General features: G+C 61.9%; 18 protein-coding genes. 4 read left to right on the top strand and 14 right to left on the bottom strand.

The features are described from left to right. Window positions 1-110: 110 nt before the first annotated feature. The 6 genes from ycfP to hinT all read right to left on the bottom strand — a co-directional run bounded on the left by ycfP (window position 111) and on the right by hinT (window position 4006). Window positions 111-653, bottom strand: coding sequence for an alpha/beta hydrolase YcfP (ycfP, locus tag REA38_RS12995; RefSeq protein WP_039566586.1), 543 nt, complete (start codon window positions 651-653; stop codon window positions 111-113). Window positions 654-732: 79 nt separating this feature from the next. Then, window positions 733-1752, bottom strand: a complete 1020-nt coding sequence (gene nagZ, locus REA38_RS12990; RefSeq protein ID WP_049301657.1) for a beta-N-acetylhexosaminidase — start codon at window positions 1750-1752, stop codon at window positions 733-735. A gap of 38 nt (window positions 1753-1790) precedes the next feature. After that, window positions 1791-2657 (bottom strand): phosphotransferase, encoded by an 867-nt coding sequence (locus tag REA38_RS12985; RefSeq protein ID WP_308886004.1) that lies wholly within the window; start codon window positions 2655-2657, stop codon window positions 1791-1793. After that, window positions 2638-3228, bottom strand: coding sequence for a penicillin-binding protein activator LpoB (gene lpoB / locus REA38_RS12980; RefSeq protein ID WP_033646436.1), 591 nt, complete (start codon window positions 3226-3228; stop codon window positions 2638-2640). The genes REA38_RS12985 and lpoB overlap by 20 nt, the downstream gene beginning before the upstream one ends. A 26-nt stretch (window positions 3229-3254) precedes the next feature. After that, entirely contained in the window at window positions 3255-3644 is a 390-nt protein-coding gene (locus tag REA38_RS12975; RefSeq protein WP_033646437.1) for a YcfL family protein, read from the bottom strand. Between the two features lie 11 nt (window positions 3645-3655). Continuing rightward, window positions 3656-4006 (bottom strand): purine nucleoside phosphoramidase, encoded by a 351-nt coding sequence (hinT, locus tag REA38_RS12970; RefSeq protein ID WP_049194616.1) that lies wholly within the window; start codon window positions 4004-4006, stop codon window positions 3656-3658. Between the two features lie 221 nt (window positions 4007-4227). Between hinT and REA38_RS12965 the strand changes: the two genes are divergently transcribed. Next, window positions 4228-5133, top strand: coding sequence for a transporter substrate-binding domain-containing protein (locus REA38_RS12965; protein ID WP_308886003.1), 906 nt, complete (start codon window positions 4228-4230; stop codon window positions 5131-5133). On the opposite strand, the gene REA38_RS12960 is transcribed toward REA38_RS12965, so the two are convergent. Then, window positions 5130-5507, bottom strand: coding sequence for a helix-turn-helix domain-containing protein (locus REA38_RS12960; RefSeq protein ID WP_072265263.1), 378 nt, complete (start codon window positions 5505-5507; stop codon window positions 5130-5132). The two genes, REA38_RS12965 and REA38_RS12960, sit on opposite strands and share 4 nt — an antisense overlap. 99 nt (window positions 5508-5606) lie before the next feature. Between REA38_RS12960 and REA38_RS12955 the strand changes: the two genes are divergently transcribed. After that, entirely contained in the window at window positions 5607-6356 is a 750-nt protein-coding gene (locus REA38_RS12955; RefSeq protein WP_033655057.1) for an SDR family oxidoreductase, read from the top strand. 37 nt (window positions 6357-6393) lie between these two features. Here REA38_RS12955 and REA38_RS12950 read toward each other — a convergent pair whose 3' ends face one another. Then, complete coding sequence (locus REA38_RS12950) at window positions 6394-7698, bottom strand: Nramp family divalent metal transporter (protein WP_308319009.1); 1305 nt, start codon at window positions 7696-7698, stop codon at window positions 6394-6396. Window positions 7699-7928: 230 nt separating this feature from the next. On the opposite strand from REA38_RS12950, the gene mntR reads away from it, so the two are divergent. Further along, complete coding sequence (gene mntR / locus REA38_RS12945; RefSeq protein ID WP_033638048.1) at window positions 7929-8399, top strand: manganese-binding transcriptional regulator MntR; 471 nt, start codon at window positions 7929-7931, stop codon at window positions 8397-8399. Between the two features lie 14 nt (window positions 8400-8413). Then, window positions 8414-8779 carry a DUF4180 domain-containing protein gene (locus tag REA38_RS12940; RefSeq protein WP_060420596.1) on the top strand — a complete coding sequence of 122 codons (366 nt, stop codon included), beginning with the start codon at window positions 8414-8416 and terminating at the stop codon, window positions 8777-8779. A gap of 56 nt (window positions 8780-8835) precedes the next feature. Here the strand turns inward: REA38_RS12940 and ptsG are convergent, their stop codons facing one another. The 6 genes from ptsG to pabC all read right to left on the bottom strand — a co-directional run bounded on the left by ptsG (window position 8836) and on the right by pabC (window position 14880). Then, window positions 8836-10269: a PTS glucose transporter subunit IIBC gene (gene ptsG / locus REA38_RS12935; RefSeq protein WP_016928184.1), complete on the bottom strand. Its 1434-nt coding sequence runs from the start codon at window positions 10267-10269 to the stop codon at window positions 8836-8838. A gap of 343 nt (window positions 10270-10612) precedes the next feature. Next, window positions 10613-11389, bottom strand: a complete 777-nt coding sequence (locus tag REA38_RS12930) for a metal-dependent hydrolase (protein ID WP_308886002.1) — start codon at window positions 11387-11389, stop codon at window positions 10613-10615. Between the two features lie 19 nt (window positions 11390-11408). Then, complete coding sequence (holB, locus tag REA38_RS12925; RefSeq protein WP_077038951.1) at window positions 11409-12416, bottom strand: DNA polymerase III subunit delta'; 1008 nt, start codon at window positions 12414-12416, stop codon at window positions 11409-11411. After that, window positions 12416-13054, bottom strand: coding sequence for a dTMP kinase (gene tmk / locus REA38_RS12920; RefSeq protein ID WP_308886000.1), 639 nt, complete (start codon window positions 13052-13054; stop codon window positions 12416-12418). The genes holB and tmk overlap by 1 nt, the downstream gene beginning before the upstream one ends. Further along, window positions 13044-14069: an endolytic transglycosylase MltG gene (gene mltG, locus REA38_RS12915; RefSeq protein ID WP_049232147.1), complete on the bottom strand. Its 1026-nt coding sequence runs from the start codon at window positions 14067-14069 to the stop codon at window positions 13044-13046. The genes tmk and mltG overlap by 11 nt, the downstream gene beginning before the upstream one ends. 13 nt (window positions 14070-14082) lie before the next feature. Then, window positions 14083-14880 (bottom strand): aminodeoxychorismate lyase, encoded by a 798-nt coding sequence (gene pabC / locus REA38_RS12910; RefSeq protein ID WP_049197997.1) that lies wholly within the window; start codon window positions 14878-14880, stop codon window positions 14083-14085. Between the last annotated feature and the right edge of the window lie 87 nt (window positions 14881-14967).

Raw genomic sequence — 14967 nt, 5'->3', positions numbered from 1 at the left:
TTTTAAATTTTGCCGATTGCCACGCAAAATCTTGCCTGGGCGCACAAAAAAGCCGCACTTTCCGCCGGTGAAAAACGGGAAGCGCGGCTCACGGCAGCGTTATGAAACTGTTAACCCAGCGCCTTGAACGCCTTGAGCCGCTGCAGATGGGGGGAGATGTTTTTGAACTTGTGCGTCTGCTGTTCATCCCACACGATCTCGTAGTAGTGATGCAGCAATTCGGCGCTGCGCCGGTTATCCAGCACCTCGTCGTGCCGCGACAGCACCACCAGACAGCGATCGCGGTTCTTCTCGCGGAAATCCTCCACGCACTTGGTGGCGATATCGCGATACTCTTCCGGCCGATCTATTTTGCCGTGCATGTGCTCTTCCGGGTACAGATTAGGATTGAACATCGCCTGGCGAATGCCGCACAGGAAGCCGATGCGCTCCGCCCAGAAACCGCCGAGGCCGACCCCGCAGATCAACGGGTTCGCGTCGCCGCCCTGTTGCACCGCCTTGTCCACCTCTTTCAACAGATGCTGCATGTCGTGACGCGGATGCAGCGTGCTGTAGCTGATGAAGCGCACGTCCGGATCGATAAACTGCAGCTGTAACACCTTTTCATGATTGCCGGGACTGGTGGAATCGAAGCCGTGCAAATAGATAATCATGTGGATCCTCGCAACAAGCCAAGGGCCGCGGGCGCGGCCCTCATCATTTCCGCTCTGCGCCGCGATGCGGCGCCTGGATTCACCCCTGCGAACGCTGCTTGTGCTCCTCCCAGCGTTCGCTTAGCGCGCTAAGCGCCTTGTGCGCCTGCTGCCAGCGCTCGGAGTCGCGCAGTTCCTGACGGGTGAACTGACCGCGATGATATAACCGCTTCACCTTCTCTGCTTTGACCGGGGACAGGTTATCCAACACGCTGACCGCACCTTCGCGGTGGTTGCACACCAGGATCATGTCGCAACCGGCATCCAGCGCCGCCTGGCCGCGCTCGGCATAGCTGCCCATGATGGCGGCGCCTTCCATCGACAGATCGTCGGAGAAAATCACGCCGTCGAAGCCCAGCTCCCGACGCAGGATCTGCTGCAGCCAGTAAGGCGAGCCGCTGGCCGGGCGCGGGTCCGCTTCAGTATAGATGACGTGGGCCGGCATGACGGCGTCCAGCAGTTGGCGGTTGATCAGCTCGCGGAAGATCGCCATGTCGTGCTCGCGGATCTGCGCCAGCGGCCGCGGATCGCGCGGGGTTTCCTTGTGCGAATCGGCGCTGACGGCGCCGTGCCCAGGGAAGTGTTTGCCGGTGGTTTTCATGCCGGCGCTGTGCATGCCGAGGATAAAGCGTTCGGCCATCGCCAGCGCCTGCTGCGGATCGCTGTGGAACGAACGCTCGCCGATCGCCGCGCTGCCGTGGCCGATGTCCAGCACCGGTGCGAAGCTGATGTCGATATCCTGCGCGATCATCTCCGCCGCCATCAGCCAGCCGGCCTCCTGCGCCAGCCGGCCGCCTTCCTGCGCATCGTGCAACGCGGCGAACGACTGCGCCGCCGGCAGGCGGGTGAAGCCCTCGCGGAAGCGCTGCACGCGCCCGCCCTCCTGGTCTACCGCCACCACCAGCCGATCGTGCGAGGCGGCGCGGATCTGGCGCACCAGCTCACGCAGCTGCTCCGCATCGTGGAAGTTGCGGGTAAACAGGATCAATCCGCCAACCAGCGGGTGTTTCAAAATCTCGCGTTCTTCTGCATCCAGCTCGTAGCCGGCGACATCTAGCATTACTGGGCCCACGGGCACCTCACTTCATTATTGTTCGTTCAGAATTCGGATGATGATAAACAAAGTCGCCGGCGCACTGCAGCGCCCCAGCGTAAAAATTCGGCGTCGCCGCTCTGTTGCCAGCGCGCTTCAAACCACAGCAGCATCAGATAATCCACCCACGGCAGCCAGCCCCGCACCTGGGCCTGCAGCCGGGCGGCGTCGTGATAGCCCTGGCGCGCGTAGTGCTGCAAAAAGCGCTGCTGCTGCCCGGCCGACCAACCATTGCCGCGAAACAGCGCGGCGATATCCAGCGCCACGTCGCCGTCGGCGGCATACTCCCAGTCGATCAATCGCAGCCCCTCACCGGTGGCGAGCAAATTGCCCGGGTGGATGTCCATGTGCAGCGGCGCCAGGCGCAGCGGCCGTGGCGGCACACTTAGCAAAAAATGGCGCTGCAGGCGCAGCCAGGCGGGGGTTACACGCCGCGTATCCAGCTGCGGCCAGTAGCGGAGGAATTGCCGCCGCAGATCCAGCCGGTAACCGCTGAGCGGCCGCCGATGCAGTTCCGCCGCCATCGCCGCCAGCTCGCCGCGCTCATTCAGCGCCGCAAACTCGGCATCTGTGACGACGTCACCTTCGAGCCATTCGAGGATAAGCCACTGATTATTCTGTGCGAAAACCCGCGGCCCCAGCCCCGGCGCGCAGCGGAGCAAGACCCGCGCTTCCCGCCGTCGGCTCACGCCCAGCGCGCGTTTTTCCGCACTGTGCTGGCGCGCCAACAGCGTGATGCCCGCGCCGTCGATGCGCCAGCTCTCGCCGGTCAGCCCCTGCACCGGGCTGAAATGACAACCGGCGGTATTCACCGCCGGCAGTCTGGTTTCCATCAATCGTCGCAGCGCGGCCTCAGCGTTTAACGGCGCCATTGCCCGACCAGACGATCTCGCCGGTTTGCACCAGCATCAGCTGCATATCCAACGCCGGCGACTTCACGTCGCCGCTGACGTCGCTGTACAGCACGTACTGCGCGCCGACGATGCGCGCCAGGCCAATCGCCTTGCTGCGCGAACCGAAGCTGTCATCCGCCGACAGGCCCAGCGTTTGTCTGGCGCTGGTCAGCTTCGCTTCCGGCACCACGCTGAAGGTGGAATTCGACGCCAGCGCCTTGTACAGCGCCGCGGTAGCTTTGCCCATCTGCAGCGAACCGTTGGTGTTGTTCTTGACGCTGTCCAGCAGCAGCACGCTGCCGGCCGTGACGCCATCGGCCTTCAGCATCTGCCCCACCAGCGGCTGAACGCTGCCCAGCCAGTCAAGCTGCTGGATTTTCGGCGGCTGCGGCACCGGCTCGGTGGTTGGCGGCTGCGGCTGCTCGACCGGCGGCGTCGGCTGTTCCGGTTCGACGGTGACCGGCGGCAACGGTTGTTCCGGCTCAGGCGGGCGCGACAGACAGCCGCTGAGGGTTAATGCGGCCAGCGCCACTAAGACGTACTTTTTCATGCTTTTTCTCCAAACCTGGCAAGCGCTTACAGGTACAGATACAGACGCGCGCTTTTAGCGTCCAGATTGCCGTTAATCGAGTAAATTTTGGCGTCCGAGTCGGGCGCCACCACGATCTCGCGCGGTTTCTCGAAGGGGCGAATATCCAGCCCCTGCGCGTCGTACCAATAGAAGCGGTAATGTACGGTGACCGGCGTCATTTGGCTGTTGTTGAGCACCGAGGTCGCCATCACCCGCCCGGAGGCGTTCGAAATCGAGGGCGTATCGGCCAAAATGCCGGCGGTCAGCACCGAAGGATCCATCACCACCGTCTGCCCTTGGTTGACCGCGATGCCGGGCGATGAACTGCATCCCATCAGCAACGCGGCGGGCAGCGCCAACGCCATCAAACCACGGAGAGTTTTTTTACCGCGCATGATTTCCTCGCTTAACGTGACAGCAGCGGCCCCAGCGAGCGGCCACCGACCAGGTGCATGTGAATATGATAGACCTCCTGACCGGCGTGGCGGTTGCAGTTGACGATCAGGCGGTAGCCGTCCTCGGCGATGCCTTCCTGTTCGGCGATCTTCGCCGCGGCGGTGATCATGCGGCCCAACGCGGCTTCATGCTCCACGGTCACGTCGTTGACGGTTGGGATCAGCACGTTGGGAACGATCAGCACATGGGTGGGTGCCTGGGGAGAGATGTCACGGAAAGCGGTGACCAGGTCGTCCTGATAAACCACATCAGCAGGGATTTCGCGGCGGATAATTTTACTGAAAATCGTTTCTTCGGCCATCTGGCGTTCCTTGTTTTACACAATTAGCTGTACGCAGTATGAGTGACAAATTCTACTGCTTTCAACCTGATTGCGCACTTTCCACGTCGAGTGCTGCAGATTCGCGCAGCCCGGCGCCGCGCTTGTGCATCTTTTCACTTTGGTTATTCACTATTGTTGCTTTACTTGCCCCGCGCCGCCGCCAATAGTAACCCCATGATTAACAAAGGATAGAGGGTGCTATGCCACTGAGGATTTCGGCGCTGTGCGCGCTGTTGCTGAGCGCCGCCGTGCAGGCGGCCACGGCGGGCGGTATCGATCTGCTGGCTAACCGAGAGCCGATACGCGCGGAGAAAAACCCGGCCGCTATCGCACTGATTCCGGCAAACTTTCACTTCGCGGTGCCCGGCAGGCTGACGGTGGCGGTGGCGTTCGAGAACTCCCCGCCGCTGGCGCTGTTCGCCGAGGACAATAAAACGCTGATCGGCAGCGATCCGGACATCGCCCGCCTGGTGGCCGACAGCCTTGGGCTGGAGCTGAATCTGGTGCCTACCTCGTGGGAAGATTGGCCGCTGGGCATCAGCACCGGCAAATACGACGCGGCGATCTTCAACATCGCCGTCACCAAACTGCGCAAGACCAAATTCGACTTCGCCACTTATCGGGTGGACACGCTGGGCTTTTACGTCAAATCCACCAGCCACATCACCTCGATCAACCGGCCGCAGGACGTCGCCGGGCTGCGGGTCATCGTCGGATCCGGCACCAATCAGGAAAACATACTGTTGGGATGGGATAAGCAAAACCGCGCCGCCGGGTTGCCGCCGGTGCAGCCGATCTACGTCACCGACGACGCCGCCACCAACCTGAGCATTCAGTCCGGGCGCGCCGATGCGTTCTTCGGCCCCCACTCCACCGGCGCCTACAAGGCGGCGCTGACCGGCAAGACCAAAATGGTCGGCATCGGCCCCAACGTGGCCTACGTCGCGGTCACCACCAAAAAAGGCAACGGGTTGGTGAACGCCATCAACGCCGCCATCAACGGCGTCATCGTCAGCGGCGAATACGCGCAAGTGCTGGAGCGCTGGGGCGAAGGCGATGAAAAGGTCGAGCGCTCCGCCATCAACCCGCCGGGCATCGGCGACTAGCCGCCGATCAGCTGCGGCGCGTGTCGGCGCATCCACTCGGCCAGCGAATCCAGCGTCGGCCGCAGCGATTTACCGAGCGCGGTGACCTGATACTCCACCCGCGGCGGCACTTCGGGAAACACCTGCCGCGTCACCAGGCCACGCTGCTCGAACAGCCGCAGCTGACGCGTCAGCTCTTTTTGCGCAATGGGCGCCACCGCCCGCTGCAGCTCGCTGAATCGCACCGGGCCGTCGATCATTATCAGTCGGTACAGGATGGGTATCGCCCACTTGCCCGACACCAGATTGACGAAGTCCACCATCGGGCAGGGTTCGCCCGCCGGCGGCAACGCCGCCAAATTATTTTCCGCCGCGAATGGCGCTTGCGCCGTCATTTCATCCCACCTCGTCCTTTAGTATCCAAAAGGTGCCTACTATGCAAAAGGAACTATAGCGCAAATAATGCCGCAACTGACGCTAAAGAGGAATCGGTTATGGCACGACTGCAAGGCAAATACGCATTGATTACCGGCGGCACCAGCGGCATCGGGTTGGAAACCGCCCGCCAGTTCATCGCCGAGGGCGCAACGGTGGCGATCACCGGGCGCAGCCAAAGCGCCCTGGACGCGGCGGGCCAGGCATTGGGTGGCAAGGCGCTGTTGCTGCTGAGCGACGCCGGCGATATTCCGCAGCAGCGCGAACTGGCGCAGCGGCTGGGGCAACGGTGGCCGCGGCTGGACGTGCTGTACATCAACGCCGGCGATGTTACGCATCGCCCGCTGCAGGAGTGGGATGAGCAGAGCTATCAGCGGCTGATGGACATCAACCTGAAGGGGCCGTTTTTTCTGATCCAGGCGCTGCTGCCGCTGCTGGCCAACCCTTCTTCGGTGATCCTGTGCGGTTCGGTCAGCGCCCATATCGGCCTGCCGCAGAGCAGCGCCTACGCCGCCAGCAAAGCCGGCTTGCTGTCGCTGGCCAGAACGCTGTCCGGCGAGCTGCACGCGCGCGGCATTCGCCTTAACGGCCTCAGCCCCGGCCCGACCGAAACCCCGGCGTTGGGTAAGCTGGGGTTGGCGGAAGCGGATGAGCAGGCATTGCGCGACGATATCCGCGCGCTGGTACCGATCGGCCGCATGGGCAGCGCACTGGAGCTGGCCAAAGCGGCGGTGTTTCTGGCGGCAGACGAGTCGGCCTTTATGGTCGGCGCCGAGCTGCAGATGGACGGTGGTGTGGGAAATTTATAATTTAGCGACGCGGCCGCGCCCCGCGCGGCTCGCAAGATCACCCCAAACCGGGAATATCGACGCCGAAGGTCTGCAACAGCAGCACCACGTTGAGCAGCACGATCACCACCGTGCCGACCACCGCCGCCAGACTGGTCCAGCGGCCGTTGGCGAACTCGCCCATGATGTCGCGGCGGCGGGTGAACATCACCAGCGCAATCATCGGCGCCGGCAGCGCCAGGCTCAGTACCACCTGGCTATAGACCAGCGCGTCGGTGGCGTTGACGCCCATCGCCACCACGATAAACGCCGGCACCATGGTGACCAGGCGGCGCACCCACACCGGGATGCGGAAGCCAACGAAGCCCTGCATGATCATTTGCCCGGCCATGGTGCCCACCACCGAGCTGGAAATGCCGGAGGCGATCAGCGAAGTGAGGAAGATGCCGGCGGCCGCCGCGCCGAACAGCGGCGTCAACGTATGGTAGGCGGTGCCAATTTCGGCCACGTCGCTGTTACCGGCGTGGAAGGCGCTCGAGGCCATGATGACCATCGCAATATTCACCAGCCCGGCAAGCGCCAGCGCGATCACCACTTCAATATTGGAAAAACGCAGCAGCTTGCGCCGCTCGCCGTTGTCGCTGGCCGGGCTACGGTGCTGGGTCAGCCCCGAGTGCAGGAAAATGGCGTGCGGCATCACGGTTGCGCCGATAATGCCGACGGCGATGGTCAGCGCCTGCGCGTCCGGCAACTGTGGCGTCACCATGCCGAGGCCGGCCGCTTGCCAGTCCACCGGTACGATGAACATCTCCACCAGATAGCACAGCGCGATGATGCCCACCAGGCCGCCGATCATCAGCTCGACCGGGCGGAAACCTTTCTTTTCCACCATTAACAGCGCATAGGTGATCACCGCCGTCACCCCCATCCCCGCCAGCAGCGGCATATGGAACAGCAGCGCCAGCGCGATCGCCCCGCCGAGAAACTCCGCCAGATCGGTGGCCATCGCCGCCACTTCGCTGAGCAGCCACATGCCGATCACTACCGGCCGTGAAAACTGGTCGCGGCACATCTCCGCCAGATTGCGATTGGTGACGATGCCGAGCTTGGCCGACAGCGCCTGGAACAGCATGGCGATCAGGTTGGCCATCACCACCACCCACAGCAGGCTGTAGCCGTATTTCGCCCCGGCCTGAATATTGGTGGCGAAGTTGCCGGGATCCATATAGGCAATAGAGGCAATCACCGCCGGGCCGGCGAACAGCAACGGCGTAAAGGCGCCGCGCTTGCGTCCGGCAAGGGCGGCGCCAATCGCAATGTTGGTCCGTTCGGTTAACGATGGAGTGGTTGCCGCGTCACGCATGAATTACCCTCAATCTTTCACTGGTTATTTTTCCACCTACCATGCCGACAATGTAGCATCGGCTACACTTTATGCAACAGGCGAAATTCATTGGCTTTGTGTAGAGATATTTCTAACTACCACAATGCATGGCATCGAATTGATAATGTGTGCTATTTGGACTAACTTAGGGCAACCCTCCCCGCATTGCCGGGAGACGCCATTTTTATGCTTACAGGACGCCCCACGCTATGGTTACCCGCGCGCCAGATAACGCCGATCGCCACGCCCAGACCGACATGCCGGACGAGGCCGAGCACGCCCTGCGTTTTAGCCGCGCCCGCGAAGCGCAGTCCAATGCGCTGATCGAAGATTACGTTGAGCTGATCGCCGATTTGCTGCAAAGCACCCGCGAAGCCAGAACCACCGATATCGCGCGCCGCTTCGGCGTGTCTCACCCGACGGCGATCAAAAATATCGCGCGGCTGAAAAGCGCCGGACTGGTGGAATCGCGCCCTTATCGCGGGGTGTTTTTAACCGAGGAAGGCGAGCTGCTGGCGCAGAAGGTGCGCCGCCGTCACCGCATCGTGGTCGATCTGCTGATGTGCGTCGGGGTGCCGAGCGAAACCGCCGAGCTGGACAGCGAAGGGATTGAGCACCATATCTCGGACGAAACGCTGGCGGTGTTCGAGCATTACCTGCAAAAGCACGCCAAGCCCTGACTCCCGGAGCGCCGATGAGCTACGCCGTGCAGCAAATCCACGATCTGCGCCTGGTGGTGTTCGCCGAAGCCGGGCCGCCATTGAAAGACGAAAATGACGTCAGCCTGTTTATCGCGCCCGCCTTTGAACACGATGCCGGGATGATTGCCCTCCCCGTCAACCGCCTCGACGCCGCCTTTTTCCAGCTCAGAAGCGGCGTGGCCGGCGCCGTATTGCAGAAATTCATCAACTACCGCCTGCGCGTTGCGCTGCTGGGCGATATCTCCCCCTGGCTGGCGCAAAGCAACGCGCTGCAAGATTTCGTGCGTGAGGCCAACCGCGGCGAACAGGTCTGGTTCCTCCCTTCTCTCGCCGAACTCGAACAGCGGCTTGGTGCCTGACGGCAGGCAATAAAAAAGGGAGGCTTTCGCCTCCCTTGGTAACTCCCCTGCCTGAATCAGTGATTACGGATGTATTCGTCCATATCGGTTTTCAGGTTGTCGGACTTGGTGCCGAAGATGGCCTGCACGCCGGAGCCCGCGACGACTACGCCGGCTGCGCCCAGTTTCTTCAGGCCCGCCTGGTCAACTTTGGACACGTCGGCCACGCTGACGCGCAGACGGGTGATGCAAGCATCCAGGTTAGTGATGTTTTCTTTACCGCCGAAGGCCTGAACCAGCGCCGCGGACATTTCGGAACCGCCCTGCGCAGTCTGCTCGGCAGCGGTGTCTTCACGGCCCGGGGTTTTCAGATCCAGCTTGGCGATCAGCACGCGGAAGATGGTGTAGTACACCAGACCGTAGACGATACCGACGATCGGGAACAGCCAGATTTTGCTGCTGTTGCCGCTCAGTACGATAAAGTCGATCAGGCCGTGCGAGAAGCTGGTGCCGTCACGCATGCCCAACAGGATGCAGATTGGGAACGCCAGGCCGGCCAGGATAGCGTGGATCACGTACAGGATCGGCGCGACGAACATGAAGGAGAACTCGATCGGCTCGGTGATACCGGTCAGGAACGAGGTCAACGCGGCGGAGATCATGATGCCGCCGACTTTCGCGCGGTTTTCCGGCTTGGCCGAGTGCCAGATGGCGATGGCCGCAGCAGGCAGACCGTACATTTTGAACAGGAAGCCGCCGGACAGTTTGCCCGCGGTAGGGTCGCCCGCCATGTAGCGAGGGATATCACCGTGGAATACCTGGCCCGCCGCGTTGGTGAATTCACCGATTTGCATTTGGAACGGTACGTTCCAGATGTGGTGCAGACCGAATGGCACCAGAGCACGCTCAACCACGCCGTAAATGCCGAAGGCCACGACCGGGTTCTGATAAGCCGCCCACTGCGAGAAGGTCTGGATAGCCGTACCGATCGGCGGCCAGATGAAGGACAGCACTACGCCCAGAACGATCGCCGCCAGACCGGAAATGATCGGCACGAAACGCTTACCGGCAAAGAAGCCCAGGTATTCCGGCAGTTGAATGCGGAAGAAGCGGTTGAACATATAGGCCGCGATGGCGCCGGAGATAATCCCCCCGAGCACACCGGTATCCGCCAGGTGTTTGGCCGCAATCTCTTCAGCCGGCAGGTGCAGCACCAGCGGCGCAACCACCGCCATGGTTTTCACCATGATGCCGTAGGCCACCACCGCCGCCAGCGCGGAAACGCCGTCGTTGTTGGTGAAGCCCAAAGCGACGCCGATGGCGAAAATCAGCGGCATGTTGGCGAAGACCGAACCGCCCGCTTCCGCCATCACGTGGGAGACTACCGCAGGTAGCCAGCTAAAGTTGGCGGAGCCGACGCCCAGCAGGATACCTGCGATAGGCAACACGGACACCGGCAGCATGAGCGATTTACCTACTTTTTGCAGGTTTGCAAATGCGTTCTTGAACATAGTTGAGTGTGCTCCTGAGTAATAATGCTTTGCTACTTCTTTTCGCGATGATTCGCGCTGCAAGGGGGGGAGAAAAACCCCTGCAATTCAGGGTGTCTGAGCACCCCTTGAATTTATTACGCAGAGTAAAATAAATAGCCTGCGCAATGTTTGATGACAATCACGTTTCGATGATCGAGCCGCGGTAACTTTGCATAAACCGGCTGTTTTTTGGCGAAACAGACCAAAAAACACGCATCAATCACCTTGAAACGGGAGGGAACCTTACCCGTTTCAGTGATTAATTACGAGCTTAAAAAAAATTACGCAGACAATGACCTACAGCTATAGCCTAGGTCAAAGATCACAGTTCGAGGTGAAATAAACGTGAAAAGTTGGCGGTGGTGGCTTCGGCCAGTTGTTCCAGGCTGACGCCCTTCAATACCGCCATGTATTCAGCCACATCGCGCACATAGGCGGGTTGGTTTTCTTTGCCGCGATGCGGCACCGGTGCCAGATAAGGCGAGTCGGTTTCCACCAGAATGCGATCCAGCGGCACATAGCGCGCCACCTCGCGCAGCTGTTCGGCGTTGCGGAAGGTGACGATGCCCGAGAAGGAGATGTAGAAGCCCAGATTCAGCAGAGCTTCGGCCGTGGCCAGATCTTCAGTGAAGCAGTGGAGTACGCCGCCGCAGTCCTGTGCGTTCTCTTCACGCAGGATCGCCAGCGTGTCCGCGCGCGCATCGCGAGTGTGGACGATCACCGGCTTGTTCAGATCCCGGCCGATGCGGATATGTTCGCGGAAAGAGTCCTGCTGCAGCTCAAGGTTGTCTTTCTGGTAGAAGTAATCGAGCCCGGTCTCCCCCAGCGCCACCACCTGCTCCGCCGCCGCCAGGCGACGCAGTTCGGCGTAATCATACCCCTCTTCCAGATTGAGCGGATGCACCCCGCAGGAGAAGGCCACGTCGTTGCGCTCGCCGATCAGCTCGGTCATGGAACGGTAACCCGGCAGCGTGGTGGCAACCGCCAGCACATAGCCGACGTCGCGCGCCTTGGCTTTGGCCAGCGCATCGTCCACATTCTGGTGCAGCGTTTGATAATCCAGACTGTCAAGGTGGCAATGAGAATCGACTAACAACATAATTTTTAACTCTTTTACTTTACAGCGAATGAGGGTGGGAATAGCCGGCGGCGCCGAGCATCTGTTCCCAGCGAAGTAACTGTTCGGTCAGCAGCAGCTCGCGGTTGACGCCCACCACGCTGAGCAGCTGATGGCGGCAGTTCAGCCACTGCTGCACGATCTGCTGCAGCGAGGCGCTGCTCAGCAGGCTGGCCAACTGATGCACCAGCGGCTGCTGATCCTGATTCAATACATAGTGATGCGCGCCCTGCTGCCACTTCATCGCGTCCACCAGCAGCGCGCACAGCCAGTGCAGGCGCTCGGCGACGTCTTCATGGTTCAGCACCGGCAGCAGCGACAGCATATCGCGCTGCGGCAGCGCGGCGCTCAACGTGGCGCACAGGGCGCTGCGCTGTTGCCACTGCTGCGGCTGCAACAGCTGTTCGGCGGCCAGCGGCGCGCCGTCGTGCAGGCGCAGCGCCGTGAGGCGGTCCGTCTGAGAGCCGGCCGCCTGTCGGCCCAGCCACTGCAGGCTGAGTTGCTCATCCGGGCTGGCCAAATGCCAATACAGGCAGCGGCTGCGCAACGTCGCCATCAGCCGCGACGGCTCACGGCAGCCCAGCAGAAAATAGGTTTTCTCCGGCGGCTCTTCCAGCGTTTTAAGCAGCGCGTTGGCCGCCGCCTCGGTCAGCTGTTCCGCCTGCGGCAGCCAAATCACTTTAGCGCCGCCCTGCTGCGCGTGGGCGTACAGCGTTTCAATCACCTGGCGGATCGGCTCGATGCCCAGGCTGCTCTTACCCTTTTCCGGCGCCAGCACGTGATAATCCGGGTGGTTTCCCGCCAGCATCAGCCGGCAGCTGTGGCACTCGCCGCAGCTTTTTTCACCGTTGCGCTGCTGGCAGATCAACCAGCGGCTCAGGCCGTAGGCCAGCGCATCGTCACCGTTGCCCGCCGCCGCGTGCAGCAGCAGCGCATGATGGCCGCGGCCGTCGGCGTACTGCCCAATCAGCTGGCGATAAGGGCCGTTCAGCCACGGGTACCAGTTCATTATGCGCCTTCCTGCTGCCGCAGCCAGTGGCCGACGCAGTCGCGGATCGCCGCGGTCACCTGCTCCAGCGGCTGGGCGGCGTCGACGGTGACGATGGTTTCATCCTGCGCCGCCAGCTCGAGATAGCGAGCGCGGGTGCGTTCGAAGAACGGCAGCGCCTCCTGTTCGATGCGATCCAGCTGACCGCGCGCCTGTGCGCGTTGCAGGCCGACCAGCGGCGGCAGATCGAGATACACCGTCAAGTCCGGGCGAAAATCCCCCAGCACGGTGTCGCGCAGCGAGCTCATCAGCTGCGGATCCACGCCGCGGCCGCCGCCCTGGTAAGCCTGTGAAGAGAGATCGTGGCGATCGCCCACCACCCAGGCGCCGCGCGCCAGGGCCGGTTTGATCACGGTTTCCACCAGCTGCACACGCGCGGCGTACAGCATCAATACTTCGGCCTTGATGGTCGGCAATTCGCCGTCGATGCCGCGCTTGAACAGATCGCGCAGCTTCTCCGCCAGCGGCGTGCCGCCCGGCTCGCGGGTGAAGACGATGTCGCTGACGCCGTGTTCGCGCAGCACCTTGACCACCGTATCGCGCGCGGTGGTTTTACCCGCGCCTTCCAGCCCTTCGATAACAACGAATTTACTTTTCATTCTTTTCCTTTAACGCCTGACGGTACACGCGCACCGCCTGGTTATGGCTCGCCAGATTGGTGGTGAAGGTATGCCCACCCTTGCCGTCGGCGACAAAATAGAGATAAGGCGTTTTGGCCGGATTGGCGGCCGCCTGCAGCGAGGCCTCACCCGGCATGGCGATCGGCGTTGGCGGCAGGCCGGCGATCACATAGGTGTTGTACGGCGTCGGCGTCTCCAGATCCTTGCGCGTGATGTTGCCATTATAGCTTTCGCCCATGCCGTAGATCACCGTCGGATCGGTCTGCAGGCGCATGCCGATGCGCAAGCGGTTGACGAACACCGACGCCACCTTGCTGCGCTCTTCCGGCACCGCGGTCTCTTTCTCGACGATCGAGGCCATGGTCAGCAGCTCTTCCGGCGTTTTATACGGCAGGCTGGTGTCGCGGCCGGCCCAGGCGGCCTGCAGCGCTTTGTTCATGCGCACGTGTGCGCGTTTGAGCAGCGCGATGTCGCTCATGCCGGCGGTATACTGATAGGTATCCGGGTACAAATGCCCTTCCGGCGTTTCTCCCGCAGGAATGCCGAGCGCGGCGGCAATCTCCGCTTCGCTCTTGCCCGCCAGGGTGTGTTTCAGGTATTTGGACTGCTGCAGCACCTGCTGCCAGTCACGCAGGCGTGAGCCTTCGATAAAGCGTGCGGTGAACTGCGCCTCTTTGCCGCTGGCCAACAGTTTCAGCATCTGGCGCACCGTCATGCCCGGCGTGAACCGGTAGGTGCCGGCTTTAAACTCCGCCAGCTCCGGCTCCAGCTTCAGCAGCCACTGGAACCAGCGGCCGTTGCGCACCAGCTTATCGCGCACCAATAGCCCTTCCAGCGCCACCCGACCGGTGCCGGCCGGCAGTTTGAAGATGGTTTCTTGTTGGATAGCCAGTGGCGTATCGGCAAAGCGTTCGATCTTCTGGTGGCCCCAAAACAGCAGCGCCAATACCAGAACAACAATAATAGACAGGACCTTCAGCTTTCTTTTCTTCATCAATCAGCCATGGTTAACAGTGTGGACGCAAAAAATCATACAGCTGGCGCGAAGCATAACGCCATGATTGCGCAGCGTTTACCGGCAGCAGCGGCATCAGCGCATTGCTCACCAGGACTTCGTCGGCATCGGCCAGCGTCTCCAGCGGTTCACTGACGCACTGCAGACGGTATTCCGAGCCCGCCAGCAGCGCGATCACCCGCCGCCGCATCAGGCCCGCGACGCCTGCCTGGCTCAGATCCGGGGTAAATACCGCTTTTCCCTTACGCCAGAACAAATTAGCCGCACAGCATTCCACCAGCATACCGGCAGTGTCAAGCACCAGCGCCTCGTCGGCGGCCGTCTGGTCAAGATGCGCGCGGATCAGCACCTGCTCCAGGCGGTTCAAATGCTTCAACCCCGCCAGCAACGGATTGCGCGCCAGCGCCACCGGGCTGAGCGCAAGCGTGATGCCCTGCTCGCGCCACTGCAAATAGTGCGCAGGGTAGCTGCTGCGGGCCACGATGCGCGTCGGGTTTTCGCACCCCGTCGGGCTGTAACCCCGCCCGCCGCTGCCGCGCGTCAGTATCGCTTTGACCACGCCGAGCGGAATTGATTCGGCCGCCAGCGCCATCTCCCGCTCGAAAGCCAGCCAATCGGTGGCGGGCAGCATCAGCCGCTGCGCCGCTTGCTGCAGCCGCTCCAGATGCCAGGGCAGCAGCTCGATTTTACCATCGATAACCCGGGCGGTAGTAAAGCAGCCATCGCCGAACTGCAGGCCGCGATCGCTCGGCGCCAGCGCATCGTGGCGTTGTCCGTTAATCCAGTACATGCTCCCTCCTGTTGCCGGGTGATTTCATTACGCTCGCAGGATAGCAGGCGACGAGGCGATACGCAGCCCTGTTGGTGTCCAGACGAT

It is taken from the genome of Serratia sp. MF1(2023) (assembly GCF_030954545.1).
Classification (GTDB): Bacteria; Pseudomonadota; Gammaproteobacteria; order Enterobacterales; family Enterobacteriaceae; genus Serratia; species Serratia sarumanii.
Note: the sequence above shows the minus strand (reverse complement) of the source record. Positions and strands in the feature narration are given on the sequence as shown.